The sequence below is a fragment of the Rhizobium sp. CNPSo 3670 genome (assembly GCF_057784555.1).
This window is the reverse complement of the sequence record NZ_JBXSOL010000003.1, coordinates 261715-287841: the sequence shown is the minus strand read 5'-3', so window position 1 is coordinate 287841 and position 26127 is coordinate 261715. Positions and strand designations below refer to the sequence as shown.

Genomic DNA, 26127 nt, shown 5'->3' with positions numbered 1-26127 from the left:
TTGCGGCGCTTCATGCTTTCTGGCTGAAAGAGGAAGATGCAATGAACACACCGACCGATCCGGTCGCCCGCTACGGGGATGGAGCCGAAGCCGAGCGTCCGCTCGGGCGTTCCATCATGCGCGGCCTGATGAACCGCTGCCCGGCCTGCGGCGAAGGCAAGCTCTTCCGCGCCTTTTTGAAACCGGTCGATCATTGCGCCGCCTGCGGCGAGGCGATCCATCACCATCGCTCCGACGACCTGCCGCCCTATATCGTCATCCTGGTCCTCGGCCACGTCATCGTCGGCGGCTACATGCTGACCGATCTGACCTTCGTGTTGCCGGTATGGGTCCATCTTGCCATATGGGCGCCGATCACGGTCATCGCCGCGCTCGCCTCGATCCAGCCGATCAAGGGCGGCGTCATCGGCCTGCAATGGGCGCTGCGCATGCATGGTTTCGGCGGCGAGAGCGAAACTCCCGATGATTACGAGCTTCCCCGCCGGCCGGATTGAGCGCCTTCACCTTCCAGACATATTTAGCGTGTAGTGCCAGCGCTCCACCGACCACTACCGACACGCGGGAGTCAACGATCTTTCAACGACTTCACATGGTAAGCTTTTCTTGTCTGAACAGGCTTTACATTCCGCAGATCACATCGGAAATACTGCGAAACGCCGCCCGTCACCCGGATTTGGCACATCTGTGTCCCTTCTATGTGAGACGAGAGGTCGATTCGCTTGCGCAGCTTTCTAAGGATGGATAAATGTCTCAGCCGAGAACCGGCACACCGGGCGATGTCGAAGAAATCCATTGGCCTTCTCTGGTGGCAGCCATCTCGTCCATTTCAGCCGTCGGCATAGCAATCGGTCTCGGACTCCCGCTTCTCAGCATCATCCTCGAAAAACGCGGCATCTCGTCTACGCTGATCGGGCTCAACACGGCGATGGCCGGGATTTCGGCGATGGCCGCGGCCCCTGTTACCACAAAGCTCGCTCATAAATACGGCGTTGCGCCGACGATGCTCTGGGCGGTGCTGATTTCGGCGCTGAGTGCACTCGGCTTCTATTATGCCCAGGATTTCTGGATGTGGTTTCCGCTGCGTTTCGCCTTCCATGGCGCAACGACGACGCTGTTCATCCTCTCCGAGTTCTGGATCAACGCCGCCTCGCCGCCATCCAAGCGCGGCTTTGTGCTCGGCATTTATGCGACCGTGCTTTCCATTGGATTCGCCGCAGGACCCCTGCTCTTTTCGATACTCGGCAGCGACGGCATCTTTCCCTTCCTAGTCGGCGCGGGCGCGATCCTGCTTGCCGCCATTCCGATTTTCATCGCCCGTGACGAAAGCCCGGTGCTCGAGGAAAAGCCGGAATTGCATTTCATGCGCTACGTCCTACTGGTGCCGACAGCGACGGCTGCCGTCTTCATCTTCGGCGCGGTCGAAGCTGGCGGGCTGTCACTTTTTCCGATTTTTGCCGTGCGCGCCCATTTCACCGAATCCCAGGCGGCGCTGCTGCTCACGATGATGGGCGTCGGCAACGTCATCTTCCAGATTCCGCTCGGCCTGCTCTCCGACCGGATCCGCGACAAGCGACCGCTTCTGGCAGGGATGGCGCTGATGGGCTTTGTCGGCTCGATGACGCTGCCGATCCTCGTCAACAACTGGCTGCTGATGGCCGGGATCCTGCTCTTCTGGGGCGGCTGCGTCTCCGGCCTCTACACGGTCGGCCTCAGCCATCTCGGTTCGCGGCTGACGGGCTCCGATCTGGCTGCGGCCAATGCCGCCTTCGTCTTCTGTTATGCGGTGGGAACCGTGGCTGGGCCACAGGTGATCGGCGCAGCAATCGACGTCGCCGGAAATAATGGTTTTGCCTGGGCGATTGCCGCTTTCTTCGGTCTTTATGCCCTACTTTCCGGCATCAGATTGATGTTCGTTCGAAAACGGACTTGACTTTTCGGGCGGGATTCGTAGTTTCGCGCCAGAATTTGCCGTGGAGCCCATCCGGCTTCCACGGCTTTCATTTTCTTAAAGGCAGGACGACCATGGCCAAGGCTACAACAATCAAGATCAAGCTGCTGTCGACAGCCGACACCGGTTTCTTCTACGTCACGACGAAGAATAGCCGTACGATGACGGACAAGATGACGAAGACGAAGTATGACCCGATTGCTAAGAAGCATGTCGAGTTCAAGGAAACCAAGATCAAGTAATCACTTGGCCTGACGGATTTCAAAAAGCGCGCGCCTTCGGGTTGCGCGTTTTTTATTGTCCTGGGGCCGCCTTGGAAAATGATAGCGCAAACAGACAAACGCCGCCCTTCCATCTTCGGGAAGTGCGGCGCTTTCTTGAAAGGGGGTCGGCCAGCATGCAAAACGGCACGAGGAACCGTTATGACTTGCCTACTAGCCGACCGACCCCACGACCCAGGAGATGCGGCGGACCTGAGCATCATGGGGTATCGACAGCTCCTCTGCGGAGCGCTTCTTTTATGAGCCGATAATTTGCGCAGAAATGAAAGAAAATCAACAAATTCTTAATGATGAATTTTCTGAGCTTGATTCTATGGTTAAAAGTCCAGTTTTGGAACATACAAAGATTTGACGGCTCTGCTTGACGGCTAAGCCTAATGACGTAGGGCTCGAAGAAGTTCGACAATATAACTTAATAACTTAAGCAGCCCCTCCCCCTACGTGAGGTGATGCCGCCCCACTTTATTTGACCCTGTTGGAGGCGGGCGTTTTTTATAGTCTTCATTTCATTTTTGGCTGGGCCGCGGCATTCAGGAGACTGTCGCGCCGCACCATATCCACAGCAACGCCGGGAGTCCATTTTTGGGCTACCGGGCTGCTAGATTTGGGCCTGCGTCGCACAGGCGAAAGTTAAAAATCGGTAACAAATCGCTTACCGCTGTGGAAAACCGCAAATGGCGCGTATGGCGTCCGAAGTGATTCGTCAGGCAGCCGCTGCGACCACGCGATTGCGGCCGGTATTCTTGGCCTGGTAAAGAGCCAGATCGGCCTGCTTCATCAGTTGGTCCGGCGTCAGCACCGCGCCGAAGCGCGAGGCGATGCCGAAGGACGCAGTGACGGCCAGGGCTTCACTTGAGCGCTTCAGCATGAAGGGAGCGCTTTCGACAGCCGCGCGCAGGCGCTCGGCGACGGCTGCGGCAATTTCAGGCGAGGTGTCCGGCATCACCACGACGAATTCCTCCCCGCCGTAACGGCAGGCGAGGTCGGCGCCGCGGATGGTTGAACGGACGCGGTTTGCGAATTCGCGCAGCACTTCGTCGCCGCCGTCATGGCCGTATGTGTCGTTCACCTGCTTGAAACGGTCGATATCGGTGATCAGCACCGAAAGCGGCCGGCCCCGCGCCATCGACCGGTTGAAGAGCACGTTCAGGTGATTGTCGAGATAACGTCTGTTGTAAAGACCAGTCAGTGGATCGGTCACGGCAAGCTCGATCGTCTGCTTGACGCTGGCGCGCAGACGATCGTTATAACGCTTGCGACGGATCTGAGTCAGGCTGCGGGCGACGAGTTCGTTGGGATCGACGGGGCGGATGATGTAGTCGTTGACGCCGAGATCAAGCGCGCGGACGACCATGTCGTCGGTGCCCTGCTCGGTGATGATCAGGATCGGGAGGAAGCGTGTGCGCTCCAACGAGCGCAGTTGCGAGCAGAGCCGAAGCGGATCATAATCGTCGAAATTGGCATTGACGATGACGAGATCGAACGCGTTCTCGGCCGCCTCGAAGAGGGCGGCCTGCGGATCGGAGAGCGCAAGCACATCGGCGATGGGCTTCAGCGCCCTGACGATGCGCTCTTGAGAATTGGCGCGGCCGTCGACCAATAGCACCTGGCCGGCCTCGTCGCCACGGCCTTCGGCTGCCCGCATGAGGTCGCCCATGCCCATCGTATGAGCGGTGTCGGCGCGGATGCGCAGTTCGTCGCTCAACGTCTTCAGCCGCAGCAGGCTCTTCACCCGCGAGATCAACTGCAGATCATTGACCGGCTTGGTGAGAAAATCGTCGGCGCCGGCCTTCAGACCGCGTACCCGATCGGCCGGCTGGTCGAGTGCGGTGACCATGACGACTGGAATATGGGCGGTTTTCTGACTGGCCTTCAGCCGCTCGCAGACCTCGAAGCCATCAATACCGGGCATCATGATGTCGAGCAGGATCAGGTCGACCTGATTGCGCTCGCAGATCGCCAGCGCTTCGTGACCGTCGGCCGCGGTCATCACGTCGAAATACTCCGCGAGCAGCCGCGCTTCAAGCAGCTTCACGTTGGCTGGAATATCGTCAACCACCAGTATTCGCGCGGTCATAACGGTCTTTCCGATGCGTCAGGCATCGCCCAGATAGGTCTTGATCGTCTCGATGAATTTCGGAACCGAGATCGGTTTGGAAACATAGGCCTCGCAGCCACCCTGGCGGATCCGCTCCTCGTCGCCCTTCATCGCGAAAGCCGTGACGGCGATCACGGGAATCACATGCAGCTCGTCGTCTTCCTTCAGCCATTTGGTGACTTCGAGGCCGGAGACCTCAGGAAGCTGGATATCCATGAGGATGAGGTCGGGGCGATGCTTGCGCGCCAGATCGAGCGCCTCCATGCCGTTTCTCGTCTGAATCGTGGTATAGCCGGACGCCTCGATCAGGTCGCGAAAGAGCTTCATGTTGAGCTCGTTATCTTCTACAATCATTACCTGTTTGGGCATGACAAGCTGTCCCTACGTCCGTTCGCGCAGTCGTTCGTCCCATGAGAAATGCACATGCGGATGAATAGCTCCGTGAAACCGATAGCGCACGCTAGCGGTATTTGGTTGAAGAAAAGGTAACTTACCCCTCGAAATGCAAAGCAACTTCAAGACTTCGAAACAACAGGCGGCCGACCCGCACGAGACGGCGATCGCCGTGCTCGGCTGGCTTGCCGCCGATCCCGACATCTTCGGCCGCTTCCTCGCACTCACCGGCGTGGCGCCCGAGCAGGTGCGCAACGCAGTCAACGATCCGGGCTTCCTCTCAGGCATGATGGACTTCCTGATGAACCACGAACCGACGGCGATGGCCTTCTGCACGGCGAGTGGCCTCAGCCCGGAGACGGTGACGGCCGCCTGGCGGCATTTCTCCTCGCCGGGGCTCGATTCGGGAGAATACTGAGCGTGACAGAGTTCGATGTTTCGCACATCCGGCTCGGCGAGCGGCCGCTGATCGTCTGCGACGTCGACGATGTCGTCCTGCGGTTCATCGACCCCTTCCAGCTTTTTCTTCAGAGCCAGGGTCACGCGTTTCTGCCGCGCTCGTTCAAGCTTCACGGCAACATCGTCTCGAAAGTGGACGGCACGGAGATCGGGGACCAGCAGGTCAGCCGGTTGATCGAGGAATTCTTCGAGGCGCAGGAGCTGTGGCAGACGCCGCTCGACCGCGTAGTCGAAACGCTCGACCGGCTTTCGCGCGAGGCCGATGTCCTGTTTCTGACGGCCATGCAGCCGCGGTTCCAGGAGCAGCGCCGTCGCCTGCTCGACAGGATGGGCCTGCTCTTTCCGCTGCTTGCCAGCGAAGAGCCCAAGGGGCCGATCGTCCACGCCTTGCATGCCAGCCGCTCCCTTCCCGTTGTCTTTATCGACGATATGGCGCGCAATCTGCATTCCGTCAGGGATCACGTCCCCAATTGCCTGCTCATTCACCTGATGCCGGATTCGCCCGTCCATCGTTTCGCTCCGGCGGCAGCCGACGACATCACCCGCGCCACCGATTGGGCGCATGCGGCCGAGCTGATCGAGGCCCACTTCCTTTCCGGCACAATCAACCGCGCAGTTCCAGCCGCATGAGCGGACGGCCGTCCTTGCGTCTGGCAATCGTCTCGAAACCGGCTGCCTCGAAGATTGCCGTCGAGCCGATGCAGAGCGTCACCGATTTCGACTGCTTCGCATGATCGATCGGGCAGGCTTCGAGCAGCCGCGCGCCCTGGCGCCGGGCATGGTCGATCGCGCCGGCGAGCAGGCGATGACTTAATCCCCTGCCGCGCAGTTTCGGCAGCAGGAAGAAGCAGCTGACAGCCCAGATAGAGGGATCACGCGCATCATCCTCCTCCAGCGGCCGCGAGACGGTGCGCGGTGAATTGAACTGCGGCACGTCGTGGCGCGGCCCGACCTGCACCCAGGCGACCGGTCCGCCGTCGGCATAACAGATGATCCCCGGCGGCGGCCCGGCCCCGATCCGTTCGCGCATATGCGCCTTGCGCTCGTCGGCCGTCATCGTCGTCCTCACCCCATGCGGCAAGCGCAGCGCGACACACCAGCAATTATAAAAAGCGCCCTGTGGGCCGAACAGAGTCTCGAAGTCGCCCCACCGGTCTGCCGTCACCGGCTCGACACGAAGATCTTTATCCAAAGGCAAAGCTCCCGTCCTCTCTTGTGACTCATAAGCTTAAGGCGTAGTGTCGCGCCGTTCAACCTTTGTTCTCACCATGACGCCCGCGCCTGACAAGACACCCGGCTTCTGTCGCGACTGCCTTGCCGAGCAGAAGGGTGAGGCGCGTCGTTGCCTATCCTGCGGCAGCCCGCGTCTGGTGCGCCATCGGGAGCTCTATCGACTGACACTTGCGCATATCGATTGCGACGCCTTCTACGCGGCGGTCGAGAAGCGTGACAATCCCGAACTTGCCGACAAGCCGGTCATCATCGGCGGCGGCAAACGCGGTGTCGTCTCCACTGCCTGCTATATCGCCCGTATCCACGGCGTGCGTTCGGCGATGCCGATGTTCAAAGCGCTGGAGGCATGCCCTCAGGCCATCGTCATACGCCCGGACATGGAAAAATATGTCCGGGTCGGGCGCCAGGTGCGCGCACTGATGCAGGAGCTGACACCGCTGGTGCAGCCGCTGTCGATCGACGAAGCCTTCCTGGAGCTGGGCGGCACGGAGAGACTGCATCACGATCCACCGGCGCGTACGCTCGCCAAATTCGCTCGCCGCATCGAAAAGGAAATCGGCATTACCGTATCGGTCGGGCTTTCCTATTGCAAATTCCTCGCCAAGGTCGCTTCCGACCTGCAGAAGCCGCGCGGCTTTTCCGTCGTCGGCCGTGAAGAAGCGGTGGAATTTCTGGCGCCGCGTCCCGTCACCACCATCTGGGGCGTCGGCAAGGCCTTTGCTGCGACGCTGGAGGCGGACGGCATCCGCACCATCGGCCAGCTACAGCAGATGGAGGAGAACGATCTGATGCGCCGCTACGGCAGTATCGGCCAGCGCCTTGCGCGGCTCTCGCGCGGCATCGACGACCGCGAGGTGCATCTCAACGACGCCGCCAAGAGCGTTTCGGCCGAAACGACCTTCTTCGACGACATCTCGCGCCACGACGATCTGGTGCCGATCCTGCGCAACCTTTCCGAGAAGGTTTCCTGGCGGCTTAAGAAAAACGATATTGCCGGCCGGACGGTGGTGCTGAAGATGAAGAGCGCCGACTTCAAGACGCGCACCCGCAACCGCAAGCTCGAGGACCCGACCCAGCTTGCCGACAGGATCTTCCGCATCGGGCTCGAACTTCTCGAAAAGGAAACGGACGGTACGAAATTCCGCCTGATCGGCATAGGCGTCACCGACCTCGGCGATGCCACCTGCGCCGATCCGCCCGATCTGATCGACCGGCAGTCAGGCCGGCGGGCGGCGGCCGAAGCGGCGATGGACAAGCTGCGCGACAAGTTCGGCAAGAATACGGTCGAAACCGGCTACACCTTCGGCAGCGGCAAGCGCGATCACTAGAACATCTCGCGGTGCGCGCTTGTTAGAGACGCAAAATAAAAACAATACCTTAAACCAAACAGATCAAACTTTGATTCATCCGGCATGCTTGCCTTTTATGTATGCGTGTCGTCAGCGCGGAACGCTGCACCGTTCCGGGCAAGCCGATGAGTCCGGGGTTTAAAATCTTCCTTAAACTTCGTCTCATAATGTGCAGGGCCAGTATTGCGTATGGTTGGGTATCATGTTCTCGCGTCTTGTCTTCGGCCTCGGCTTGCTGTCGGCCACCGCACTCGTGCACCCTGCTCTTGCCGCGGATGCACGCACGCTGCAGATCTTCGTCTCGAAGAACAAGCAGTCGCTTGTGGTTTATGACGGCACCGACGTCGTCGCGACCTCGAAGGTCTCGACCGGCAAGGACGGCCATACGACTCCGAGCGGCATTTTCTCGGTGCTCGAAAAGCAGAAATACCACGAATCCAACCTCTATTCGGCCGCCCCGATGCCGTTCATGCAACGCCTGACATGGTCCGGAATCGCGCTGCACGAATCCAATTCCGTGCCGCGTTATCCCGCCTCGCACGGCTGCGTCCGCATGCCCGGCGCCTTCGCAAAAATGCTCTACCGAATGACCGAGCCCGGCATTCCCGTCATCATCAGCGACGACGAATTGGTGCCGCAGCCGATCGACCATCCGAACCTTTTCCGCCCCGATGCGCCGGCAGCGATGCCGCTCCTTTCGGATGTCGAGCTGCGGCCCTCCATCCCCGTCAGTCCCGGGACACCGGTGCAGGTGGCGATGAACGACACCGCCGCAATGCCGATGCCGGCGGCATCGCCGGTTACCGCGCCGGAGGTCCGGCCGCCGTCCGAGCCGATCAGCATGCTCGTCACGCGGCGAACGCTGCGCGAAACGGTGATCGACATTCAAACGATACTCAATCAGCTCGGCTTTTCCGCCGGCAGTCCGGACGGGCTGCTCGGTCCGTCGACCGTGCAGGCGATCAACGCCTTCAAGATGCTGCGGCCGACGGAATTTGCCGGCGACAGGAGCCTGGTCTCCGACAGACTTCTCACATCGGTCTATTCCGCAGCCGGCAAGGGCGAGCCTCCGAACGGCGTCATCATGGTGCGGCAGGCCTTCAAGCCGATTTTCGAAGCGCCGGTAACGATCGCCGATCCGGGATTGGCGCTCGGCACGCATTTTTTCACGCTGCATGCGGTCGATGAACAGGCCGGAACGGCGGACTGGTTCGGCGTCACACTTAGCAACAACCTCTCCCGCGAGACGATGAAACGACTCGGCATCACCAGCCAGGAAAGCTCCATTGTCATGGGCAAGCCGATTGCCCTTTCGCTGAGCCGCATCACGATCCCCGACGAGGCCCGCCGCAGGATCGACGCACTGATCGCGCCCGGCTCGACGCTGACGATCTCCGACACCGGCCTTGGCCGGGAAACCGGCGAAGGCACGGATTTCATCACGATCACCCGTGGGTGACGAGATCAACGGGGTCGATCATCAACTGTGTTGATCAGACAAGCTCGACGTCAACGACGCCGGGGGCGGCGCGAAGAGCGGCAGCAATCTCGGGGGTGATGCGGTATTTCTCCGGCAGCGCCACTTCCACCTCGCGTTTGCCCTCCTCCTTGATGACAATGAAGGAAACCAGACCGTCACCCTTAGCATTCAGATGGCCGGCAACCATCTTCAGCGGCCCGGAATCGCGGACATAAACGCGCAGCGCCTTCTGCATCTGCAGCGACTTTTCCTCAAGCGACTGGATCGTCTGGATGCGAAGACCGATACCCTCCGGCCGCTCCTCACCGGTCGCTGTCAGCAGGAAGGATTTTCCGGTCTCGAGCACGTCGCGATATTGGTTCAGCATCTCCGAAAACAGCACCGCCTCGAACTGGCCTGAAGAATCGGAAAAGACGATGATGCCCATCTTGTTGCCGGTGCGGGTCTTGCGCTCCTGCTTGGAGATGACGGTTCCGGCAAGGCGTGCATTGGCGGCGCCCTGTTTGATGGCCGCTGAAAACTCGGCGAAAGTCTGCACACGCATCTTCTGCAGGATGTTGTTGTAGGAATCGAGCGGGTGGGCCGTCAGATAGAAGCCCAGCACCTGGAACTCCTTGAGCAGCCGCTCCGATGCCAGCCAGGGTGAATAGGGCGGCAAGGAGATCTTCTCCGGGCCCGAGTTTAGTGCGCTGCCGAAAATGTCCGCTTGGCCGCTCAGCTTATTTTCCTGGGCGCGCTGGGCATAACCGAGGATGCGGTCGAGGCCGGCGGAAAGCTGGGCGCGGTCGGTGCCGAAACAATCGAAGGCGCCGGCATAGATCAGGCTTTCGAGCACGCGGCGATTCACCTGGCGCGGATCGATGCGCAGACAGAAATCCTCGATGCTGGCAAAAGGTTTGTCGCCACGCACCTCGACGATGTGGTCGACGGCGGATTCGCCGACGCCCTTCAAAGCGGCGAGCGCATAATAGATGCGGTTATCGCCGGTCTCGAAATGTCGGAAGGATGTCTGCACCGAGGGCGCAATCACCTCAATGCCCAAGCGCTTGGCGTCCTGCCGGAAATCATTGACCTTTTCCGTATTGGACATGTCGAGCGTCATCGAGGCGGCGAGGAACTCGACCGGATAATGCGCCTTCATATAGGCCGTCTGGTAGGAGACGATGGCGTAGGCGGCGGCGTGCGACTTGTTGAAGCCGTAGTTCGCAAACTTCGCCAAGAGTTCGAAGATGTTGTCGGCCTGCGGCTTCGAGACGCCGTTCTTGACCGCGCCGACGACGAAGCGTTCGCGCTGCTGGTCCATCTCCGCCTTGATCTTCTTACCCATGGCGCGGCGCAGAAGGTCGGCCTCGCCAAGCGAATAGCCCGACAGGACCTGGGCGATCTGCATCACCTGTTCCTGATAGACAATAACGCCCTGCGTTTCCTTGAGCAGGTGGTCGATCATCGGATGGATCGATTCCAGCTCTTCGTCGCCATGCTTGCGAGCATTGTAGGTCGGGATGTTCTCCATCGGGCCCGGGCGGTAGAGCGCCACCAGCGCGATGATGTCCTCGATGCAATCCGGTTTCATGCCGATCAGCGCCTTGCGCATGCCGGCACTTTCCACTTGGAACACGCCGACCGTCTCGCCGCGCGACAGCATCTCGTAGGTCGGTTTGTCGTCGAGAGGAATGGCCGCAAGATCGACTTTGATGCCGCGCTTGGCGACGAAATCGACGGCGACCTTCAGCACCGTCAGAGTCTTCAGGCCGAGAAAGTCAAACTTGACGAGGCCGGCCTGCTCCACCCACTTCATGTTGAACTGGGTGACCGGCATGTCGGAGCGCGGATCGCGATACATCGGCACCAGCTTGGATAACGGCCGATCGCCGATGACAATACCGGCAGCATGCGTCGAGGCGTGGCGATAAAGCCCTTCGATCTTCTGGGCAATGTCGAGCAGGCGCGCCACCACCGGTTCCTTCGCCGCCTCCTCCTGCAGCTTCGGCTCCTCTTCGATCGCTTTAGAGAGCGGCGTCGGATTGGCCGGATTGTTCGGCACGAGTTTGCAGATCTTGTCTACCTGACCGTAGGGCATTTCCAGCACGCGGCCGACGTCGCGAAGTGCGGCGCGCGCCTGCAGCGAACCGAAGGTGATGATCTGCGCCACCTGCTCGCGCCCATATTTCGCCTGAACGTAACGGATCACCTCTTCGCGACGGTCCTGGCAGAAGTCGATGTCGAAGTCAGGCATTGAGACGCGTTCCGGATTGAGGAAGCGCTCGAAGAGCAGCGAGAAGCGCAGCGGGTCGACGTCGGTGATGGTCAATGCATAGGCGACCAGCGAACCGGCGCCCGAACCGCGACCGGGACCGACGGGAATATCATGCTGCTTGGCCCACTTGATGAAGTCGGAAACGATCAGGAAGTAACCCGGGAAGCGCATGCGCTCGATAACGCTTAGCTCGAACTCCAACCGCTCACGATAATCCTTTTCCTCGTAACCCGGCGACATGCCGAGCGTGGCAAGCCGCATGTCCAGCCCTTCCACCGCCTGGCGGCGCAATTCGCCCGCCTCGGCGCGTTCGGCCTCCTCGGCATCGTCGGTGGCGCCAGTGAAGCGCGGCAGGATCGGCTTTCTTGTCTTCAACACGAAGGAGCAGCGCCTGGCGATCTCGATCGTGTTCTCAAGCGCTTCCGGCAGGTCGGCAAAGAGCTTGGCCATTTCGGCCCGGCTTTTCAGATAGTGATCCGGCGTCAGGCGAAAGCGGCTGTCGTCCGAGACGATGGCGTTATGCGCAACCGCCATCAGCGCATCATGGGCGTCGTAATCGTCGCGGGTCGGAAAGAAGGCCTCGTTCGTGGCGACGAGCGGCAGGTCATGCGTGTAGGCAAGCCTGACGATCTTCTGCTCGTGCCGCTTGTCGTAGGTGCCGTGCCGCTGCAGTTCGACATAGAGTCTGTCGCCGAAGAGACGCTTCAGCGTGAGCAGCCGGGCTTCCGCCTGGCCGGGATGACCTTCCCTGACAGCCGCGTCGACCGGTCCGGTCAGGGCGCCGGTCAAGGCGATCAGACCTTCCGTGCCTGCCTCTTCCAGCCAGGAGGCTCTGACATGTATGGCCTGGTTGCTATCGCCGCCGAGATAGGCGCGGCTGACGAGATCGACCAGCCTTTCATAACCGGCCTCCGTCGCGGCAAGTAGAACGATCGATGGCAGCTTGATCAGGGCCTGCTGACCGCCGCGCTTCTCACTTTCCAATCCGTCTTCCATGTCGATGGAGACCTGACAGCCGATGATCGGCTGCAGGCCCTCGTCCATTGCCTTCTGGGAGAATTCAAGGGCGACGAAGAGATTGTTGGTGTCGGTAATGGCGATCGCAGGCTGACTGTCGCTGGTCGCCTTGTAGAGGATCTTCTTCAGAGGCAGCGCACCCTCAAGAAGCGAATAGGCGGAGTGGACCCTCAGGTGGATGAAGCCCGGCGTGCCGCCGGTCGCCTCACCCATTGAACCCTTTTCCGTGTCCGCCATGATATGCCTTCCCAATTAACCGAAATGAATCGGATGCATTATCGGCATTGAGGGCAATGATGTCCAGAAGAAGACCCGCGTGCGAACCGCATGACTGCCATGCGATCCCCTGAAAACTTTAGATCGCGATGACGATCAGCGAGAAGCTGGCAACGAACATTGCGATGGAGGTGAATGCTGCAATATCACGGATCATGTCAGTCATCTGGCTCTCCTTTACTTGTTATGTTTTCAATTTGTTCCATCTATGTTCCGATGTCAACAGGAATCTTTTCCTTTGCGCTTGCGTTTGAAAATGCCGGCTCCGGACTGCGAATCGAACCTCGCCGTCGGCGCTGGCTTTGAACATGCTCCGCGACCGGCTCGACATCGCCTGCCGAACGGATCCGTACAGCGCAGTCGATGTCTGATGCACCTGCGCCAAGTCGATCGGGCGATGCCCACTCTTTTGTTCTTCTTATGTTCTCATCGTTCTGCTATATCCGTATCAGATGAGGCAGGAGGAAGATGATAATGCTCGACACCGTGATACTGAACGACTTCATCGTAGAGGCGAAGGCCGCGACCTATGTCGGCGGTGGTGTGTCTCGTCCGCCCTGCCGGCCGGGTGCTCACGATATCGGCTACGAGCGCGGCGACTGGTCCTATCTCGACAGCTACTTCGGCGGCACCGACTTCGCCGGACAGGAAGTGATTTGGTTTGCCGGCGAACCCGTCTGGGCGATGAATTATTTCGGCCGCGTCGTCGCGTCCGATCTGATCGACGGCAGAGCCGCCGGAACGGTGATCAAGGCGGCGCTGTCGGCAATGTATCGGGAGGGCCGCTTTCTCGGCGGAATCGAATTCGATCATCCGTTCGGCCGCTATGTCGACCGCAGCGAAGGCGGCTGCGAGGGATTCAGCGGCCAGGAATGCATCATGGTCGAGGAGCGGAAGGCCTATGTGCTCGATTATCGCGGTGGGCTGGTTATTCCTGATGTCCGACCAGGAGGTCGGCGAGATCAGCCCCTCATCCGCATGCCGGCACCCTTTCCCCGCTTGCGGGGCGAAGGAGATGGCCGCGCCCCCTCCGTTCCCCACCTACCTCTCGCTGGGCAAGTCCCCTCGCCCCGTTTACGGGGAGAGGGTTAGGGTGAGGTGGTCAACAAAACAGCCATGGATAGCCGTCTCAAAAGTCGACGATCTTGCCGTCCGAAATCGTGACGCGCCGATCCATGCGGCCGGCAAGTTCATGGTTGTGGGTGGCGATGAGGGCGGCAAGGCCGGATTGGCGCACCAGCGCCTCCAGCGCATCGAAGACGTAGCTTGCCGTTTCCGGATCCAGATTGCCGGTCGGCTCGTCGGCAAGAAGCAGCGTCGGCGCATTGGCGACGGCGCGGGCGATCGCGACGCGCTGCTGTTCGCCGCCGGAAAGTTCAGCCGGGCGATGCGAACCGCGATGGCCGATGCGCATATAATCGAGAAGCTGGCCGGCTCGCTCCCGGGCCTCCTTCCAGGACAGGCCGGCAATCAGCTGCGGCATCATGATGTTCTCAAGCGCGGAAAATTCCGGCAGGAGGTGATGGAACTGATAGACGAAGCCGATCTCGCGTCGGCGGATCGCGGTGCGCTTCTCATCGGAAAGGCCATCGCAGGCAAGGCCGTTAATGGTAACCTCGCCGCCATCGGGATGCTCGAGCAGGCCTGCGACATGCAGCAGGGTCGACTTGCCTGTGCCGGAGGGGGCGACAAGGGCGACGATTTCCCCTTTAGACAGCGAGAAATCCGCACCCTTCAGGATCGTGAGCAGCGTATCGCCCTGCCCGTAATGGCGCTCGACGCCGGTAAGGTTGAGGACGAGGTTGCGGTTCATGAATGCGGCATTCCTTATTCGTAGCGCAGTGCCTGCACCGGATCGAGCCTGGAGGCGCGCCATGCCGGGAAGATGGTGGCGATGAAGGAGAGGCTGAGCGCCATGATGACCACCGAGATCGTTTCGCTGATATCCATCTCGGCCGGCAGCTGGCTGAGGAAATAGACCTGCGGATTGAAGATCACGGTGCCGGAGATCCAGGAGAAGAACTGGCGGATGGATTCGATATTGACGCAGACGAGAACGCCGAGCAGCACACCGGCAAGGGTACCGACGATGCCGATCGCCGCCCCGGTCATGAAGAAGATGCGCATGATGGCGCCGGCGCTGGCGCCCATGGTGCGCAGGATGGCGATATCGCTGCCCTTGTCCTTCACCAGCATGATGAGGCCGGAGATGATGTTGAGCGCCGCCACGAGCACGATCAGCGTCAGGATCATGAACATGACGTTGCGCTCGACCTGGAGTGCGGAGAAGAATGTCTGGTTGCGCTGACGCCAGTCGGTAAGGTTGATCTGGCGGCCGGCCGCCTCTTCCACCTTCGGCCTCAGGGCGTCGATATCATCGGGATGATCGACGAAGAGTTCGATCGACTGCACCAGCCCGGCGGCATTGAAGTAGAGCTGCGCTTCCTCGAGCGGCATGAAGATGATTGAGGAATCGTATTCGGACATGCCGATCTCGAACAGGCCGGAAATCTTATAGGATTTGACGCGCGGATTGACGCCCATCGGCGTGATGTCGCCTTCCGGCGAGGTCAGGGTAATGAGGTCGCCGACGCGCAGACCCAGCTGATCGGCCATGCGGGTGCCGATCAGCACGCCCTCGCCAGAGGCATAGCCCACCATGTCGCCGGATTTGATGTTGTCGGAGATTGTCTTGAGTTTCGTCAGGTCTTCGGCGCGGGCGCCGCGCACCAAAGCGCCGGTGCTGCCGCCAGCCTGAGCGGAGGCAAGCACCTGCCCTTCGACCAGGGGCAGCGCCATCTTGACGCCCGGCACCGCCGCGAGTTTGGCGGTCAGGTCGGGGTAATCGGTAAAGGGGCCATCGATCGGCTGCACGATCATATGACCGTTGATGCCGAGGATGCGCGAGACGAGCTCGGTGCGAAAGCCGTTCATGACGGCCATGACGATGATCAGCGTCGCAACGCCGAGCATGATGCCGACGAAGGAGAAGCCGGCGATCACCGAAATGAAGGCCTCCTTGCGGCGGGCGCGCAGATAACGCCACGCCACGAGGCGCTCAAAGGTGGAAAATGGCTTGCCAGCCGGACCCAAGCCGGATTTTGAACTCCGGTCCATTGCTGCCTCTGCCATTTCGCCTCCGTTTCCTTAAGCCACGAACCTGTTGATCGCCGCTTCGATGGTCATCGTTTCACGGGCGCCGGTCTTGCGGTCCTTCACTTCGACCTCGCCGTTCGCGACCGCACGCGGGCCGGCGATGATCTGGACAGGTACGCCGATCAGGTCGGCGGTCGCGAACTTCGTGCCGGCCCGGTCGTCGGTGTCGTCATAGAGCACATCCTTGCCGGCCTTTTTCAGCGCGGCGTAGATCAGCTCACAAGTATCGTCGCAGGCCTCATCGCCCGCCTTCATGTTGATGACGACGACATCGAAGGGTGCGACCGATGCCGGCCAGATGATTCCGTTGTCATCATGCGATGCTTCGATGATGGCGGGAACAAGGCGTGTCGGACCGATACCGTAGGAACCCATGTGAACGAAATGTTCCTTACCATCTGGCCCCTGCACTTTCGCACCCATCGGCTCGGAATATTTCGTGCCGAAGTAGAAGATATGGCCGACCTCGATGCCGCGGGCGGAAAGCCGCTCGGCTTGGGGAACGGCGTCAAAGGCTGCCTCGTCGTGCATTTCCGAGGTGGCCGCGTAGAGCGAGGTCCACTTGTCGAAGATCGCCTTGAGGCCTTCGACACTGTCGAAATCGGTGTTTTCGCCGGGAATATCGAAGCCGACGAAGTCCTTGTGGCAGAAGACCTCGGATTCGCCGGTATCGGCGAGGATGATGAATTCATGGCTGAGATTGCCGCCGATCGGGCCGGTATCCGCGCGCATAGGGATGGCGCGAAGGCCAAGCCGATCGAATGTTCTGAGATAGGCGGCGAACATCTTATTATAGGAATGCTCCGCCCCTTCGCGCGTCAGATCGAAGGAATAAGCGTCTTTCATCATAAATTCGCGCGAGCGCATGGTGCCGAAGCGAGGCCGGATCTCGTCACGGAACTTCAGCTGGATGTGATAGAGATTGAGCGGCAGGTCCTTGTAGGATTTGACGGAGGAGCGGAAAATATCCGTCACCATCTCCTCGTTGGTGGGGCCGTAGAGCATCGGCCGGTCCTGGCGGTCCTTGATGCGCAGCATCTCCTTGCCATAGGCATCATAACGGCCGCTTTCCTGCCAGAGCTCGGCCGATTGCAGGGTCGGCATCGAAAGCTCGATGGCACCGGCGCGGTTCTGCTCCTCGCGGATAATGGCGTTGACCTTGTCGAGCACACGCTTGCCGAGCGGCAACCAGGAATAGATGCCCTGAGACTGCTGGCGGATCATGCCGGCGCGCAGCATCAACCGGTGGGAGACGATTTCCGCCTCCTTGGGGTTTTCCTTAAGAATGGGCAAGAAGTAGCGAGACAGACGCATGGCGATTCCGGAGCAGTTGAGATCCCGCCGGCGAGCGGAATCGAAGATACTTGTGAATGTGGGAGCGTTCATAGCCGCTTCGCGGCGGGAAGGAAACCCGCAACTGCTGTCGGCCGCCTCCCGGATACGCATGTTCGCACCCGCAAAACGAAAGGGCGTGAAAAAGCGCGTATTTATAAGGACTTGAACGAAATTCTTGTCAACAGAAAAATTTTGCTAGAGTGTAGCAAAAATGCAAAAAAAGCTAATGACAAAGCCCAATCTTTGAGCTAGCTTTAGCTCACAAAACAGGCAGGAAGCTAAATTCTTGCTGTACTCGCGGTCAAGTCTTGGGAGGATCAGATCTTAGGCGCGCTCGTCGCAGCCCCGGCAACGGTTACAGATCACGCGATACTTAAAACAAGGCTTCTGGCCTTGTTTTTTTTTGGCTTTTCGCCCTCTCCTCCCATTCAAGCTCCAGACAGCTTCCGTAAGGGAAGCATCTCATTCCGTTAGGCGAGCTCTCTGACGCGCCAGCATGACGCCAATATGCGAGCTCGATTTCCATGATAAGATTTGCATATGCTCAAACTTTGAGCAAAAGCTATCTCAATAGAAGCTAGGCCCGAGTTGTGGAAGGGCATCGAAGCCCCAGCCGAAATAGGTGTCGCAGACATACCAAGTGCCATAGATCAGCGCCGAGATCAGCGTCGTCAGCGAAAAGACGAAGGCGGCGCGAAAGCGGGTGGGCGCGCTTGGCACGGTGCCGAGCACGATATCGTCGTCTTCCGCCTGGGTGCGCAGCCCGATCGGCAGAACGGCGAACAGCGTCATCCACCAGATGATGAAGTAGACGGCGAATCCCTGAAGGAAGGTCTGGAGCATTATCTTTCCCGGTGGTGTCTTGCCGACAGAACGCGTGAAGCGCAGTGCCGCTTGGAGCTGGCGCACTTATACGGCGGAATAGCGTGCAACTCAAAGCGAAGGAAACATTTCGCCTTCTTTGGGTCATTCTGCCGCAGCGAAACCGTGTCCAATTGTATTTGATTTAGGCCTGTTCGAGTTCGATCAGCGTGCCGAAGAAATCCTTGGGATGCAGAAAGAGCACCGGCTTGCCATGCGCGCCGGTCTTCGGCTGGCCGTTGCCAAGCAGCCGCGCGCCGGCGGCGACCAGCCGGTCACGGGCGAGGATGATATCGTCCACCTCGTAACAGATATGATGCATGCCGCCGGACGGGTTCTTTTCGAGGAAGGTTGCGATCGGCGAGTCCTGCCCGAGCGGCTGCAGCAATTCCACCTTGGTGTTCGGCAACTCGACGAAGACGACGGTGACCCCGTGTTCCGGCAGAGGCTGCGGCTCAGATACCGCGGTCCCCAGCATGTCGCGATAAGCGGCCGTCGCCGCTGCGAGGTCGGGAACGGCGATGGCGATATGATTCACTCGGCCGAGCATGGTCAGACCTTGGTGACGAAGGCGGTGACAACGGGCTTTTTGCCCCAGGCGTGATTTGCGGCTGCGCGGATGGCACGGCGCACGGCCTCCTGCAGCATGTCGATATCCTTGCGGCGGGCACGCGGAATGCTTTCGATGGCGCTGATCGCCGCATCGTAGAGCGTATCCTCCATCTCCTCGCCTTCGTCATCATAAACCGGCAGGCCGATCGAGACGAGGTCGGGATCGCCGAGGATGTCATAACGCCCGTCGAGCACGATGCTGACCGCGACATGGCCGACATAGGAGAGTTTCTTGCGCTCGCCGATACCCATTTCGTCGAAATCGCCGATCAGCAGGCCATCCTTGTAGATGCGGCCATGCGGCGCTTCCGCGATCACCTCGACTGGGCCTGGCGCCAGCCGCAGGATATCGCCATTGCGCACCCGCGGCACGATCGCGATGCCGGACTGCTCGGCCAGCTCCTTATGCGCCGTCAGATGCGTCGCCTCGCCATGCACCGGCACGACGATTTTCGGCCGGGTCCACTCATACATCCGCTGTAACTCGTTGCGGCGCGGATGGCCGGAGACGTGGACGAGCGCCTCGGTATCGGTGATGATATGCACGCCCTGCTCGACGAGGCCGTTCTTGATGTCCTGAATCGCCTTCTCGTTGCCGGGAATGGCACGCGAAGAAAAGACGACGATATCACCTGCCGCAAAGGCCACATTGCGCATCTCGTCACGGGAGAGCTTGGCAAGGGCCGCCCGCGCCTCGCCCTGGCTACCGGTCAAGATGACGACGACCTTGTCGCGCGGGATATAGCCGTACTCCTCCTCGGAAATGAAAGGTTTGACCCCTTCCATCAGGCCGATGTCACTAGCGACATCGACGACGCGCTTCAGCGAACTGCCGAGCAACAGCACTTCGCGGCCGGCCGCCTCGGCAGCCTCGGCTACGGTGCGAATACGCCCGACATTGGACGAGAAGGTCGTGATCGCCACCCGGCCCTCGGCATCCTCGATGATCTTGCGCAGGCTTTCCGACACATCCTTCTCGGAGGGTGAAACGCCGTCGCGCAGGGCGTTGGTGGAATCGCACATCAGCGCCAGCACACCCTCGTCGCCAAGCTGGCGGAAGCGTGTCTCATCGGTCAGAGGCCCGAGCGAAGGCTCGTGGTCGATCTTCCAGTCCCCCGTATGGATGATGTTGCCGGCCGGCGTGCGGATCATCAGCGACATCGGCTCCGGGATCGAATGGTTGACGGCCACACCTTCGATGCTGAACGGGCCGACATTGATCGTGTCGCCTGCCTTGAACGGCGTCACCGGCACTTCGCCGATCGTTGCCTTCTCGAAGTTGCGTTTGGCTTCAAGCAGACCCGATGTAAAGGCCGAGGCGAAAACCGGAGCATTGAGGCCCGGCCAGAGATCGGCGAGTGCCCCGTAATGGTCTTCATGGGCATGGGTGATGATGATTGCCTTGAGATTCTTTCGTTCGCTGGCAAGGAAGCGGATATCGGGCAGCACGAGGTCGACACCCGGCAAGTCAGGTCCGGGAAAAGTAACGCCGCAATCGACCATGATCCACTGGCGATGCTCGGGCGGGCCGTAGCCGTAAAGGGCAAGATTCATCCCGATCTCGCCGACGCCGCCCAGAGGCAGGAATACCAATTCGTCCTGTTTCGCCATAATTTTCGTTTTTTCCGCTATCTAAAAAACACATCACCGGCGGCAATAGACATGATCGTGCCAGCGCCGGTATCGAGCATCAACAAGCCATTATCATCAATCCCGGCGAATTGTCCGGAAATCGACCGGTCCGGTAAATTGACCGTGATCTTTTCCCCGATGCCACAGGCAATGGCGCGCCAGCGCGCGGTGATTTCGGCAATGCCGCGGCCCTGATCCCATATTTCGAGCACATCCGCCATCGCCACGAAAAGGTGGGCGAAAAGTTCCTCCGGCGAAGCCGCGCTCGCATGCTGGCGCAGGCAGGTGACGGGATAGAGCGGATTGTCCGGCATGACCGAGACATTGATGCCGATGCCAACGATCAGCGCATAACGGCCATCCGGCAGCCCCTCGCCTTCGACCAGGATGCCGCAGGTCTTCTTTCTGCCGATGAGAATATCGTTCGGCCATTTGACCTCAAGCGGTTCGCCGCCAGGCGGCAGTACCCTGCGGATGGCCTGGTGAACGGCAACGGCAACCGCCAGCGGCAGCGAGCCGAGGCGCTCCATTGGCGCCGGGTCGATCAGCAGAAGAGACGCGTAGAGATTGCCGCGTTCGGAAACCCAGAGCCTGCCGCGACGGCCCCGGCCGCCGGTCTGCCTCTCGGCCGTCACCCAGAGATTGCCGGGATCCCCCGCCCGGGCTCGGGCGAGGCATTCGCTGTTGGTGGACGATGTTTCCGACAGAGCCTCATGCCTGATATCGCCGAGCGATATCCGGCGTCGTCCGTCGGAGGCCATCAGAAGAGCGTCGCGGCGGCAAGCTCTGCCGCGCCACCGATCGGGCCGCCGATAAGCACATAGGCGGTGACGAAGAGACCGGAGAGACCGAAGACCAGACGCAGGGCGCTGGAGACACGGGCGAATTCGCCGGTCGCTTCATCGAACCACATCAGCTTGATGACACGCAGATAATAATAGGCGCCGACGACCGAGGCGAGAACGCCGATGATAGCAAGCGCATAAAGCTTGGCTTCGATCGCAGCAACGAAGACGAAGTATTTGGCGAAGAATCCGGCGAGCGGCGGAATGCCGGCGAGCGAGAACATCAGCGCCGTCAGCACCACAGCCATGAACGGGTTGGTTGTGGAGAGGCCGGCGAGATCGTTGACGTTTTCGACGACGGTGCCGTCCTTGCGGCGCATCGACATGATGATCGCGAAGGTGCCGAGCGTCATGATCATGTAAATGACCATGTAAAGCATGACGCCGGAAACGCCGGTCTGGTTGCCGGCGGCAAGGCCGACCAGAGCATAACCCATGTGGCCGATCGAGGAATAGGCCATCAGTCGCTTGATGTTCTTTTGACCGATCGCGGCAAAGGAGCCGAGCAGCATCGAGGCGATCGAGATGAAGACGACGACCTGCTGCCAGTCGGCCAGGACTGGCTGGAAGGCGGTTATGACCATGCGTGTCATCATCGCCATGGCGGCAACCTTGGGGGCTGCGGCGAGGAAGGCGGTAACCGGCGTCGGCGCGCCTTCATAAACGTCCGGCGTCCACATGTGGAAGGGAACGGCCGAGATCTTGAAGGCGATTCCGGCGAGGATGAAGACCAGGCCGAAGATGAGGCCGAGCGAACGCGCGCCTTCAACCGAAAGCGCTTGGGCGATCTCGGCGAAATGGGTATGGCCGGTGAAGCCGTAGACCAGCGACATGCCGTAGAGCAGCATGCCGGAGGACAGCGCGCCGAGCACGAAATATTTGAGGCCGGCTTCGGTCGACTTCAGGCTGTCGCGGTTGATCGCGGCGACGACATAAAGCGCCAGCGACTGCAGTTCCAGCGCAAGATAGAGCGAGATCAGGTCGTTGGCCGAGATCATCAGCAGGATGCCGAGGGTCGCAAGCACCAGCAGAACCGGGAACTCGAACTTGTCGAGCTGATTTTCGCGGGCATGCCCCATTGTCATGAACAGGGCGACCAGCGAACCGATGAGCGCCACCAGCTTCATGAACCGGGAGAAGCCGTCAGCCATATAGACGCCGCCGAAGGCGAGGCCTTCCGCCGGCACAAAGAGCAGCCACAGGCCGGATGCGAGCAGCAGGACGATGGCAAGGCCGGTGACGGCAAGGCCCGACCGCTCGCCTGAGAAGACGCCGACCATCAACAGGACCAGGGCGCCGACCGCGAGGATGAGCTCCGGCGCGGAAAGATGCAGACTGAGGAGAATTGTTTCAGCGGTCATGTCCGATAAGTCCCGTCATCATTTCATAGACAGCGCAACATTCTGCGCTGCGTGCACGGCGGCCGTGTAGTTGTTGACCAGCAGATCCACCGAGGCGGCCGTCGCATCGAAGACCGGAGCCGGATAAACGCCGAAGAAAATGGTCAGCGCGACCAGCGGATAAAGAATCAGCTGTTCGCGTCTCGAAAGATCGAGCAGCGCCTTCAGCTTTTCCTTCTCCAGGGCGCCGAAGATCACCCGGCGATAGAGCCAGAGCGCATAAGCGGCCGAGAGAATGACGCCAGTGGCGGCAAAGAGCGCGACCCAGGTGTTGACCCGGAAGACGCCGATCAGCGTCAGGAATTCGCCGATGAAGCCAGACGTGCCGGGAAGCCCGACATTGGCCATGGTGAAGACCATCATCGCCACGGCATATTTCGGCATGTTGTTGACGAGGCCGCCATAGGCGTTGATCTCGCGGGTGTGGGTACGGTCGTAGACGACGCCGACGCAGAGGAAGAGCGCGCCGGAGACGATGCCGTGCGAGAGCATCTGGAAGATCGACCCCTGAACACCCTGCATGTTGGCGGCGAAGATGCCCATGGTCACGTAGCCCATATGAGCCACCGAGGAATAGGCGATCAGCTTCTTGATATCATCCTGCATCATTGCCACCAGCGAGGTGTAGATGATGGCGATGACCGACATGGCGAAGACGAGCGGCGCGAAATAGTCGGAGGCGACCGGGAACATGCCGAGCGAGAAGCGGATGAGACCGTAGCCGCCGAGCTTCAAGAGCACGCCGGCCAGGATCACCGAACCTGCCGTTGGCGCCTGGACGTGCGCATCGGGAAGCCAGGTGTGGACCGGCCACATCGGCATCTTCACCGCAAAGGAGGCGAAGAAGGCAAGCCAGAGCCAGGTCTGCAGCGCCGGCGGGAACTTGTAGGCGAGCAGCGCGGTGATGTCGGTCGTGCCGGCCTGCCAGTACATCGCCATGATGGCGAGCAGCATCAGCACCGAGCCGAGCAGCGTGTAGAGAAAGAACTTGTAGCTCGCATAGACACGGTCCTTGCCGCCCCAGACCCCGATGATCAGGAACATCGGAATGAGGCCCGCCTCGAAGAAGACGTAGAAGAGCACGATATCGAGCGAGACGAAGACGCCGACCATCATCGTTTCGAGGATGAGGAAGGCGATCATGTATTCCTTCAGACGCTTCTCGATCGAGAGCCAGCTCGCCAGCACGCAGAAGGGCATGAGGAAGGTCGACAGGATGACGAACAGCATGGAGATGCCGTCGACGCCGACGTGATAGCCGATGCCGGTGCCGAGCCAATCATGCTTTTCGAGCATCTGGAAGCCGGGATTGGCATTGTCGAAGCCGACCCAGATGAAGAGAGAGAGGACGAAGGTGAAGACGGTGGTGATCAGCGAGATCCACAGCACGTTCCTTCGACCGCTTTCGCTGTCGCCATTCATCAAGAGCAGGAGCACCACGCCGACGAGCGGCAGGAAGGTGACCGTTGAAAGAATAGGCCAATCGGTCATCAGAAGGAACTCCCGAGCATCATCCAGGTAACGAGCGCCGCAATGCCGAGCAGCATGGCGAATGCATAGTGATAGAGGTAACCGGTCTGCAGGCGGACGACGCGGTCGGTGACGGCTACAACGCGGGCTGCCACGCCGTTCGGGCCATAGGCATCGATGACGCCGACGTCACCCTTCTTCCACAGGAAGCGGCCAAGCGCCCTTGCCGTGCGGACGAAGAGGAAGTCGTAGAGTTCGTCGAAATACCACTTGTTGAGCAGGAAGTGGTAGAGCACGCGGTGCTGCTTGGCGAGGACGCGCGGCGTCTGCGGCGAGCGGATATACATGTACCAGGCAATGACGAAGCCGAGCACCATGGCGATGAAGGGGCTCAGGCCCACCAGCGCCGGAACATGGTGGAACTGTTCGACGAGTTCGTTCTCGGCGCCGGTAAAGAGTGCGCCCTTCCAGAACTCGGCATATTCCTCACCGTAGAACCGGCCTTCGAAGATCACGCCCGCAAACATGGCGCCGAGCGCAAGGATATAGAGCGGCACCAGCATGACCTGCGGCGACTCGTGGACGTGGTGCATGACCTCATGCGAAGCGCGCGGCTTGCCGAAGAAGGTCATGAAGATCAGGCGCCAGGAGTAGAAGCTGGTGAAGAGAGCCGCAATGACCAGCAGCGAGAAGGCGAAGCCCGAGACCGGCGAATGCGATGCATAGGTCGCCTCGATGATCACGTCCTTGGAGAAGAAGCCGGCAAGGCCGATCGGCGTGAAGGGAATGCCGACGCCGGTGATCGCCAGCGTGCCGATGATCATCAGGATGCCGGTCACTTTAATATGCGGCCACAGGCCACCCATGTAGCGCATGTCCTGCTCGCCATCGACGGCATGGATGACCGAGCCGGCGCAGAGGAAGAGCAGCGCCTTGAAGAAGGCGTGCGTAAAGAGATGGAAGATCGCGGCACCATAGGCCCCTACCCCGAGCGCCACGAACATGTAGCCGAGCTGCGAGCAGGTGGAATAGGCGATGACGCGCTTGATGTCGTTCTGGACCAGGCCGACAGTTGCCGCGAAGAAGGCGGTGATCGCGCCGATGACGGTAACGACGGTCAGTGCGTCGGGCGACAATTCGAAGAGCGGCGACATGCGGGCGACGAGGAAGACGCCGGCGGTGACCATGGTGGCGGCATGGATGAGGGCCGAGACCGGGGTCGGGCCTTCCATCGCGTCCGGCAGCCAGGTGTGCAGCAGGAACTGCGCCGACTTGCCCATCGCGCCCATGAATAGCAGCAGGCAGATGCCGGTCAGCGCATGCGCCTTGTCGAGCTGCATGCCGAAGAGGTTGAGGATCACTTCGCTCGCCTCGCCGCCGCCTTCATGCGGGGCGAAATTCGATGCATTAGCGAAGATCGTATCGAGGTTGATCGAGCCGAACAGCACGAAGACGCCGGCAATGCCGAGCACGAAACCGAAGTCGCCGACGCGGTTGACGATGAAAGCCTTCATCGCCGCGGCCGTCGCCGAAGGCTTCTTGAACCAGAAGCCGATCAGTAGATAGGAGGCGAGACCGACGCCTTCCCAGCCGAAGAACATCTGGGCAAGATTGTCGGCTGTCACCAGCATCAGCATGGCGAAGGTGAAGAGCGACAGATAGGCAAAGAAGCGCGGGCGATGCGGATCGGTATGCATGTAGCCGATCGAATAGATATGCACCAGCGTCGAGACCGTGTTGACCACGATCAGCATGACGGAGGTGAGCGTATCCACGCGCAGCGACCAGGAGACGTCGATGCCGCCGGACTGGATCCAGCGCAGCACCTCGACCTTGATCGGCCCGCCTTCAAGATGGCCCATGCCGACGTTAAAGAAGACGATCCAGGACAGGATGCCGGCAATGATCATCAGGCCGCTGGTGACATATTCCGAAGCCTTGGCGCCGATGGCGCGGCCGAAAAGGCCGGCGACGATCGCGCCGATCAAGGGAAGAAAGACAATAGCCTTATAGAGGAACATGAGC

21 protein-coding genes and 1 pseudogene are annotated in these 26127 nt (G+C 60.3%); 8 read left to right on the top strand and 14 right to left on the bottom strand.

Annotated elements, in window-relative coordinates; genetic code table 11:
- Positions 1-41: 41 nt before the first annotated feature.
- From AC13QO_RS04570 to rpmG, 3 genes are all read left to right on the top strand, one after another.
- Positions 42-494: a DUF983 domain-containing protein gene (locus AC13QO_RS04570; protein ID WP_183699425.1), complete on the top strand. Its 453-nt coding sequence runs from the start codon at positions 42-44 to the stop codon at positions 492-494.
- A gap of 251 nt (positions 495-745) precedes the next feature.
- The gene (locus tag AC13QO_RS04565; protein WP_097598350.1) at positions 746-1930 is read left to right on the top strand and encodes an MFS transporter; all 1185 of its coding nucleotides are present in this window, start codon (positions 746-748) and stop codon (positions 1928-1930) included.
- Between the two features lie 92 nt (positions 1931-2022).
- Entirely contained in the window at positions 2023-2190 is a 168-nt protein-coding gene (gene rpmG, locus AC13QO_RS04560) for a 50S ribosomal protein L33 (RefSeq protein ID WP_003587245.1), read from the top strand.
- A 742-nt stretch (positions 2191-2932) separates the two neighbouring features.
- Here the strand turns inward: rpmG and AC13QO_RS04555 are convergent.
- Both AC13QO_RS04555 and AC13QO_RS04550 read right to left on the bottom strand, forming a co-directional pair.
- A complete protein-coding gene (locus tag AC13QO_RS04555) occupies positions 2933-4306 on the bottom strand; it encodes a PleD family two-component system response regulator (RefSeq protein ID WP_488539998.1) in 1374 nt (457 codons plus the stop codon).
- Positions 4307-4324: 18 nt separating this feature from the next.
- Positions 4325-4696 carry a response regulator gene (locus AC13QO_RS04550; RefSeq protein ID WP_003547430.1) on the bottom strand — a complete coding sequence of 124 codons (372 nt, stop codon included), beginning with the start codon at positions 4694-4696 and terminating at the stop codon, positions 4325-4327.
- A gap of 133 nt (positions 4697-4829) precedes the next feature.
- Here AC13QO_RS04550 and AC13QO_RS04545 point away from each other — a divergent pair, with 133 nt between their 5' ends.
- Positions 4830-5138, top strand: a complete 309-nt coding sequence (locus AC13QO_RS04545; protein WP_183699427.1) for a DUF3572 domain-containing protein — start codon at positions 4830-4832, stop codon at positions 5136-5138.
- Complete coding sequence (locus AC13QO_RS04540; protein ID WP_488540011.1) at positions 5135-5809, top strand: hypothetical protein; 675 nt, start codon at positions 5135-5137, stop codon at positions 5807-5809. Before AC13QO_RS04545 ends, AC13QO_RS04540 begins: the two co-directional genes overlap by 4 nt.
- Here AC13QO_RS04540 and AC13QO_RS04535 read toward each other — a convergent pair.
- Complete coding sequence (locus tag AC13QO_RS04535; protein WP_488539997.1) at positions 5784-6371, bottom strand: GNAT family N-acetyltransferase; 588 nt, start codon at positions 6369-6371, stop codon at positions 5784-5786. The two genes, AC13QO_RS04540 and AC13QO_RS04535, sit on opposite strands and share 26 nt — an antisense overlap.
- Positions 6372-6447: 76 nt before the next feature.
- On the opposite strand from AC13QO_RS04535, the gene AC13QO_RS04530 reads away from it, so the two are divergent.
- Positions 6448-7740, top strand: a complete 1293-nt coding sequence (locus AC13QO_RS04530; RefSeq protein WP_488540010.1) for a DNA polymerase IV — start codon at positions 6448-6450, stop codon at positions 7738-7740.
- A 223-nt stretch (positions 7741-7963) separates the two neighbouring features.
- Positions 7964-9220, top strand: coding sequence for a L,D-transpeptidase family protein (locus AC13QO_RS04525; RefSeq protein ID WP_085777792.1), 1257 nt, complete (start codon positions 7964-7966; stop codon positions 9218-9220).
- Positions 9221-9254: 34 nt separating this feature from the next.
- On the opposite strand, the gene dnaE is transcribed toward AC13QO_RS04525, so the two are convergent.
- Positions 9255-12752: a DNA polymerase III subunit alpha gene (gene dnaE, locus AC13QO_RS04520; protein WP_488539996.1), complete on the bottom strand. Its 3498-nt coding sequence runs from the start codon at positions 12750-12752 to the stop codon at positions 9255-9257.
- Between the two features lie 513 nt (positions 12753-13265).
- On the opposite strand from dnaE, the pseudogene AC13QO_RS04515 reads away from it, so the two are divergent.
- Positions 13266-13727 (top strand): annotated as a pseudogene (locus AC13QO_RS04515) (DUF5680 domain-containing protein); the annotation flags it as partial.
- Positions 13728-13920: 193 nt separating this feature from the next.
- Here AC13QO_RS04515 and AC13QO_RS04510 read toward each other — a convergent pair.
- From AC13QO_RS04510 to nuoL, 10 genes are all read right to left on the bottom strand, one after another.
- A complete protein-coding gene (locus AC13QO_RS04510; RefSeq protein ID WP_085777790.1) occupies positions 13921-14604 on the bottom strand; it encodes an ABC transporter ATP-binding protein in 684 nt (227 codons plus the stop codon).
- A 14-nt stretch (positions 14605-14618) separates the two neighbouring features.
- Positions 14619-15923 carry a lipoprotein-releasing ABC transporter permease subunit gene (locus AC13QO_RS04505; protein WP_085777789.1) on the bottom strand — a complete coding sequence of 435 codons (1305 nt, stop codon included), beginning with the start codon at positions 15921-15923 and terminating at the stop codon, positions 14619-14621.
- 15 nt (positions 15924-15938) lie between these two features.
- A complete protein-coding gene (gene proS, locus AC13QO_RS04500) occupies positions 15939-17261 on the bottom strand; it encodes a proline--tRNA ligase (protein WP_085780039.1) in 1323 nt (440 codons plus the stop codon).
- Between the two features lie 588 nt (positions 17262-17849).
- Positions 17850-18125: a DUF1467 family protein gene (locus AC13QO_RS04495; protein ID WP_488539995.1), complete on the bottom strand. Its 276-nt coding sequence runs from the start codon at positions 18123-18125 to the stop codon at positions 17850-17852.
- A 163-nt stretch (positions 18126-18288) separates the two neighbouring features.
- Positions 18289-18693: a methylmalonyl-CoA epimerase gene (mce, locus tag AC13QO_RS04490; protein WP_085777787.1), complete on the bottom strand. Its 405-nt coding sequence runs from the start codon at positions 18691-18693 to the stop codon at positions 18289-18291.
- A 2-nt stretch (positions 18694-18695) separates the two neighbouring features.
- Positions 18696-20366, bottom strand: a complete 1671-nt coding sequence (locus AC13QO_RS04485; protein ID WP_085777786.1) for a ribonuclease J — start codon at positions 20364-20366, stop codon at positions 18696-18698.
- Positions 20367-20383: 17 nt separating this feature from the next.
- The gene (locus AC13QO_RS04480; protein WP_085777785.1) at positions 20384-21148 is read right to left on the bottom strand and encodes a biotin--[acetyl-CoA-carboxylase] ligase; all 765 of its coding nucleotides are present in this window, start codon (positions 21146-21148) and stop codon (positions 20384-20386) included.
- Positions 21148-22593: an NADH-quinone oxidoreductase subunit NuoN gene (gene nuoN / locus AC13QO_RS04475; protein ID WP_097598365.1), complete on the bottom strand. Its 1446-nt coding sequence runs from the start codon at positions 22591-22593 to the stop codon at positions 21148-21150. The genes AC13QO_RS04480 and nuoN overlap by 1 nt, the downstream gene beginning before the upstream one ends.
- A gap of 18 nt (positions 22594-22611) precedes the next feature.
- Positions 22612-24123 (bottom strand): NADH-quinone oxidoreductase subunit M, encoded by a 1512-nt coding sequence (locus tag AC13QO_RS04470; protein ID WP_488539994.1) that lies wholly within the window; start codon positions 24121-24123, stop codon positions 22612-22614.
- Positions 24123-26123 (bottom strand): NADH-quinone oxidoreductase subunit L, encoded by a 2001-nt coding sequence (nuoL, locus tag AC13QO_RS04465; protein ID WP_085777782.1) that lies wholly within the window; start codon positions 26121-26123, stop codon positions 24123-24125. The genes AC13QO_RS04470 and nuoL overlap by 1 nt, the downstream gene beginning before the upstream one ends.
- Between the last annotated feature and the right edge of the window lie 4 nt (positions 26124-26127).

What these genes read in the sequence shown, in the direction of transcription:
- AC13QO_RS04570 (WP_183699425.1), top strand. Translation starts at nt 42, where the DNA reads ATGAACACACCGACCGATCCGGTCGCCCGCTACGGGGATGGAGCCGAA.
- AC13QO_RS04530 (WP_488540010.1), top strand. Translation starts at nt 6,448, where the DNA reads ATGACGCCCGCGCCTGACAAGACACCCGGCTTCTGTCGCGACTGCCTT.
- nuoL (WP_085777782.1), bottom strand. Translation starts at nt 26,123, where the DNA reads ATGTTCCTCTATAAGGCTATTGTCTTTCTTCCCTTGATCGGCGCGATC.
- AC13QO_RS04545 (WP_183699427.1), top strand. Translation starts at nt 4,830, where the DNA reads ATGCAAAGCAACTTCAAGACTTCGAAACAACAGGCGGCCGACCCGCAC.
- AC13QO_RS04480 (WP_085777785.1), bottom strand. Translation starts at nt 21,148, where the DNA reads ATGGCCTCCGACGGACGACGCCGGATATCGCTCGGCGATATCAGGCAT.
- mce (WP_085777787.1), bottom strand. Translation starts at nt 18,693, where the DNA reads ATGCTCGGCCGAGTGAATCATATCGCCATCGCCGTTCCCGACCTCGCA.
- AC13QO_RS04505 (WP_085777789.1), bottom strand. Translation starts at nt 15,923, where the DNA reads ATGGCAGAGGCAGCAATGGACCGGAGTTCAAAATCCGGCTTGGGTCCG.
- nuoN (WP_097598365.1), bottom strand. Translation starts at nt 22,593, where the DNA reads ATGACCGCTGAAACAATTCTCCTCAGTCTGCATCTTTCCGCGCCGGAG.
- rpmG (WP_003587245.1), top strand. Translation starts at nt 2,023, where the DNA reads ATGGCCAAGGCTACAACAATCAAGATCAAGCTGCTGTCGACAGCCGAC.
- AC13QO_RS04470 (WP_488539994.1), bottom strand. Translation starts at nt 24,123, where the DNA reads ATGACCGATTGGCCTATTCTTTCAACGGTCACCTTCCTGCCGCTCGTC.
- AC13QO_RS04555 (WP_488539998.1), bottom strand. Translation starts at nt 4,306, where the DNA reads ATGACCGCGCGAATACTGGTGGTTGACGATATTCCAGCCAACGTGAAG.
- AC13QO_RS04510 (WP_085777790.1), bottom strand. Translation starts at nt 14,604, where the DNA reads ATGAACCGCAACCTCGTCCTCAACCTTACCGGCGTCGAGCGCCATTAC.
- AC13QO_RS04495 (WP_488539995.1), bottom strand. Translation starts at nt 18,125, where the DNA reads ATGCTCCAGACCTTCCTTCAGGGATTCGCCGTCTACTTCATCATCTGG.
- proS (WP_085780039.1), bottom strand. Translation starts at nt 17,261, where the DNA reads ATGCGTCTGTCTCGCTACTTCTTGCCCATTCTTAAGGAAAACCCCAAG.
- AC13QO_RS04565 (WP_097598350.1), top strand. Translation starts at nt 746, where the DNA reads ATGTCTCAGCCGAGAACCGGCACACCGGGCGATGTCGAAGAAATCCAT.
- dnaE (WP_488539996.1), bottom strand. Translation starts at nt 12,752, where the DNA reads ATGGCGGACACGGAAAAGGGTTCAATGGGTGAGGCGACCGGCGGCACG.
- AC13QO_RS04485 (WP_085777786.1), bottom strand. Translation starts at nt 20,366, where the DNA reads ATGGCGAAACAGGACGAATTGGTATTCCTGCCTCTGGGCGGCGTCGGC.
- AC13QO_RS04525 (WP_085777792.1), top strand. Translation starts at nt 7,964, where the DNA reads ATGTTCTCGCGTCTTGTCTTCGGCCTCGGCTTGCTGTCGGCCACCGCA.
- AC13QO_RS04550 (WP_003547430.1), bottom strand. Translation starts at nt 4,696, where the DNA reads ATGCCCAAACAGGTAATGATTGTAGAAGATAACGAGCTCAACATGAAG.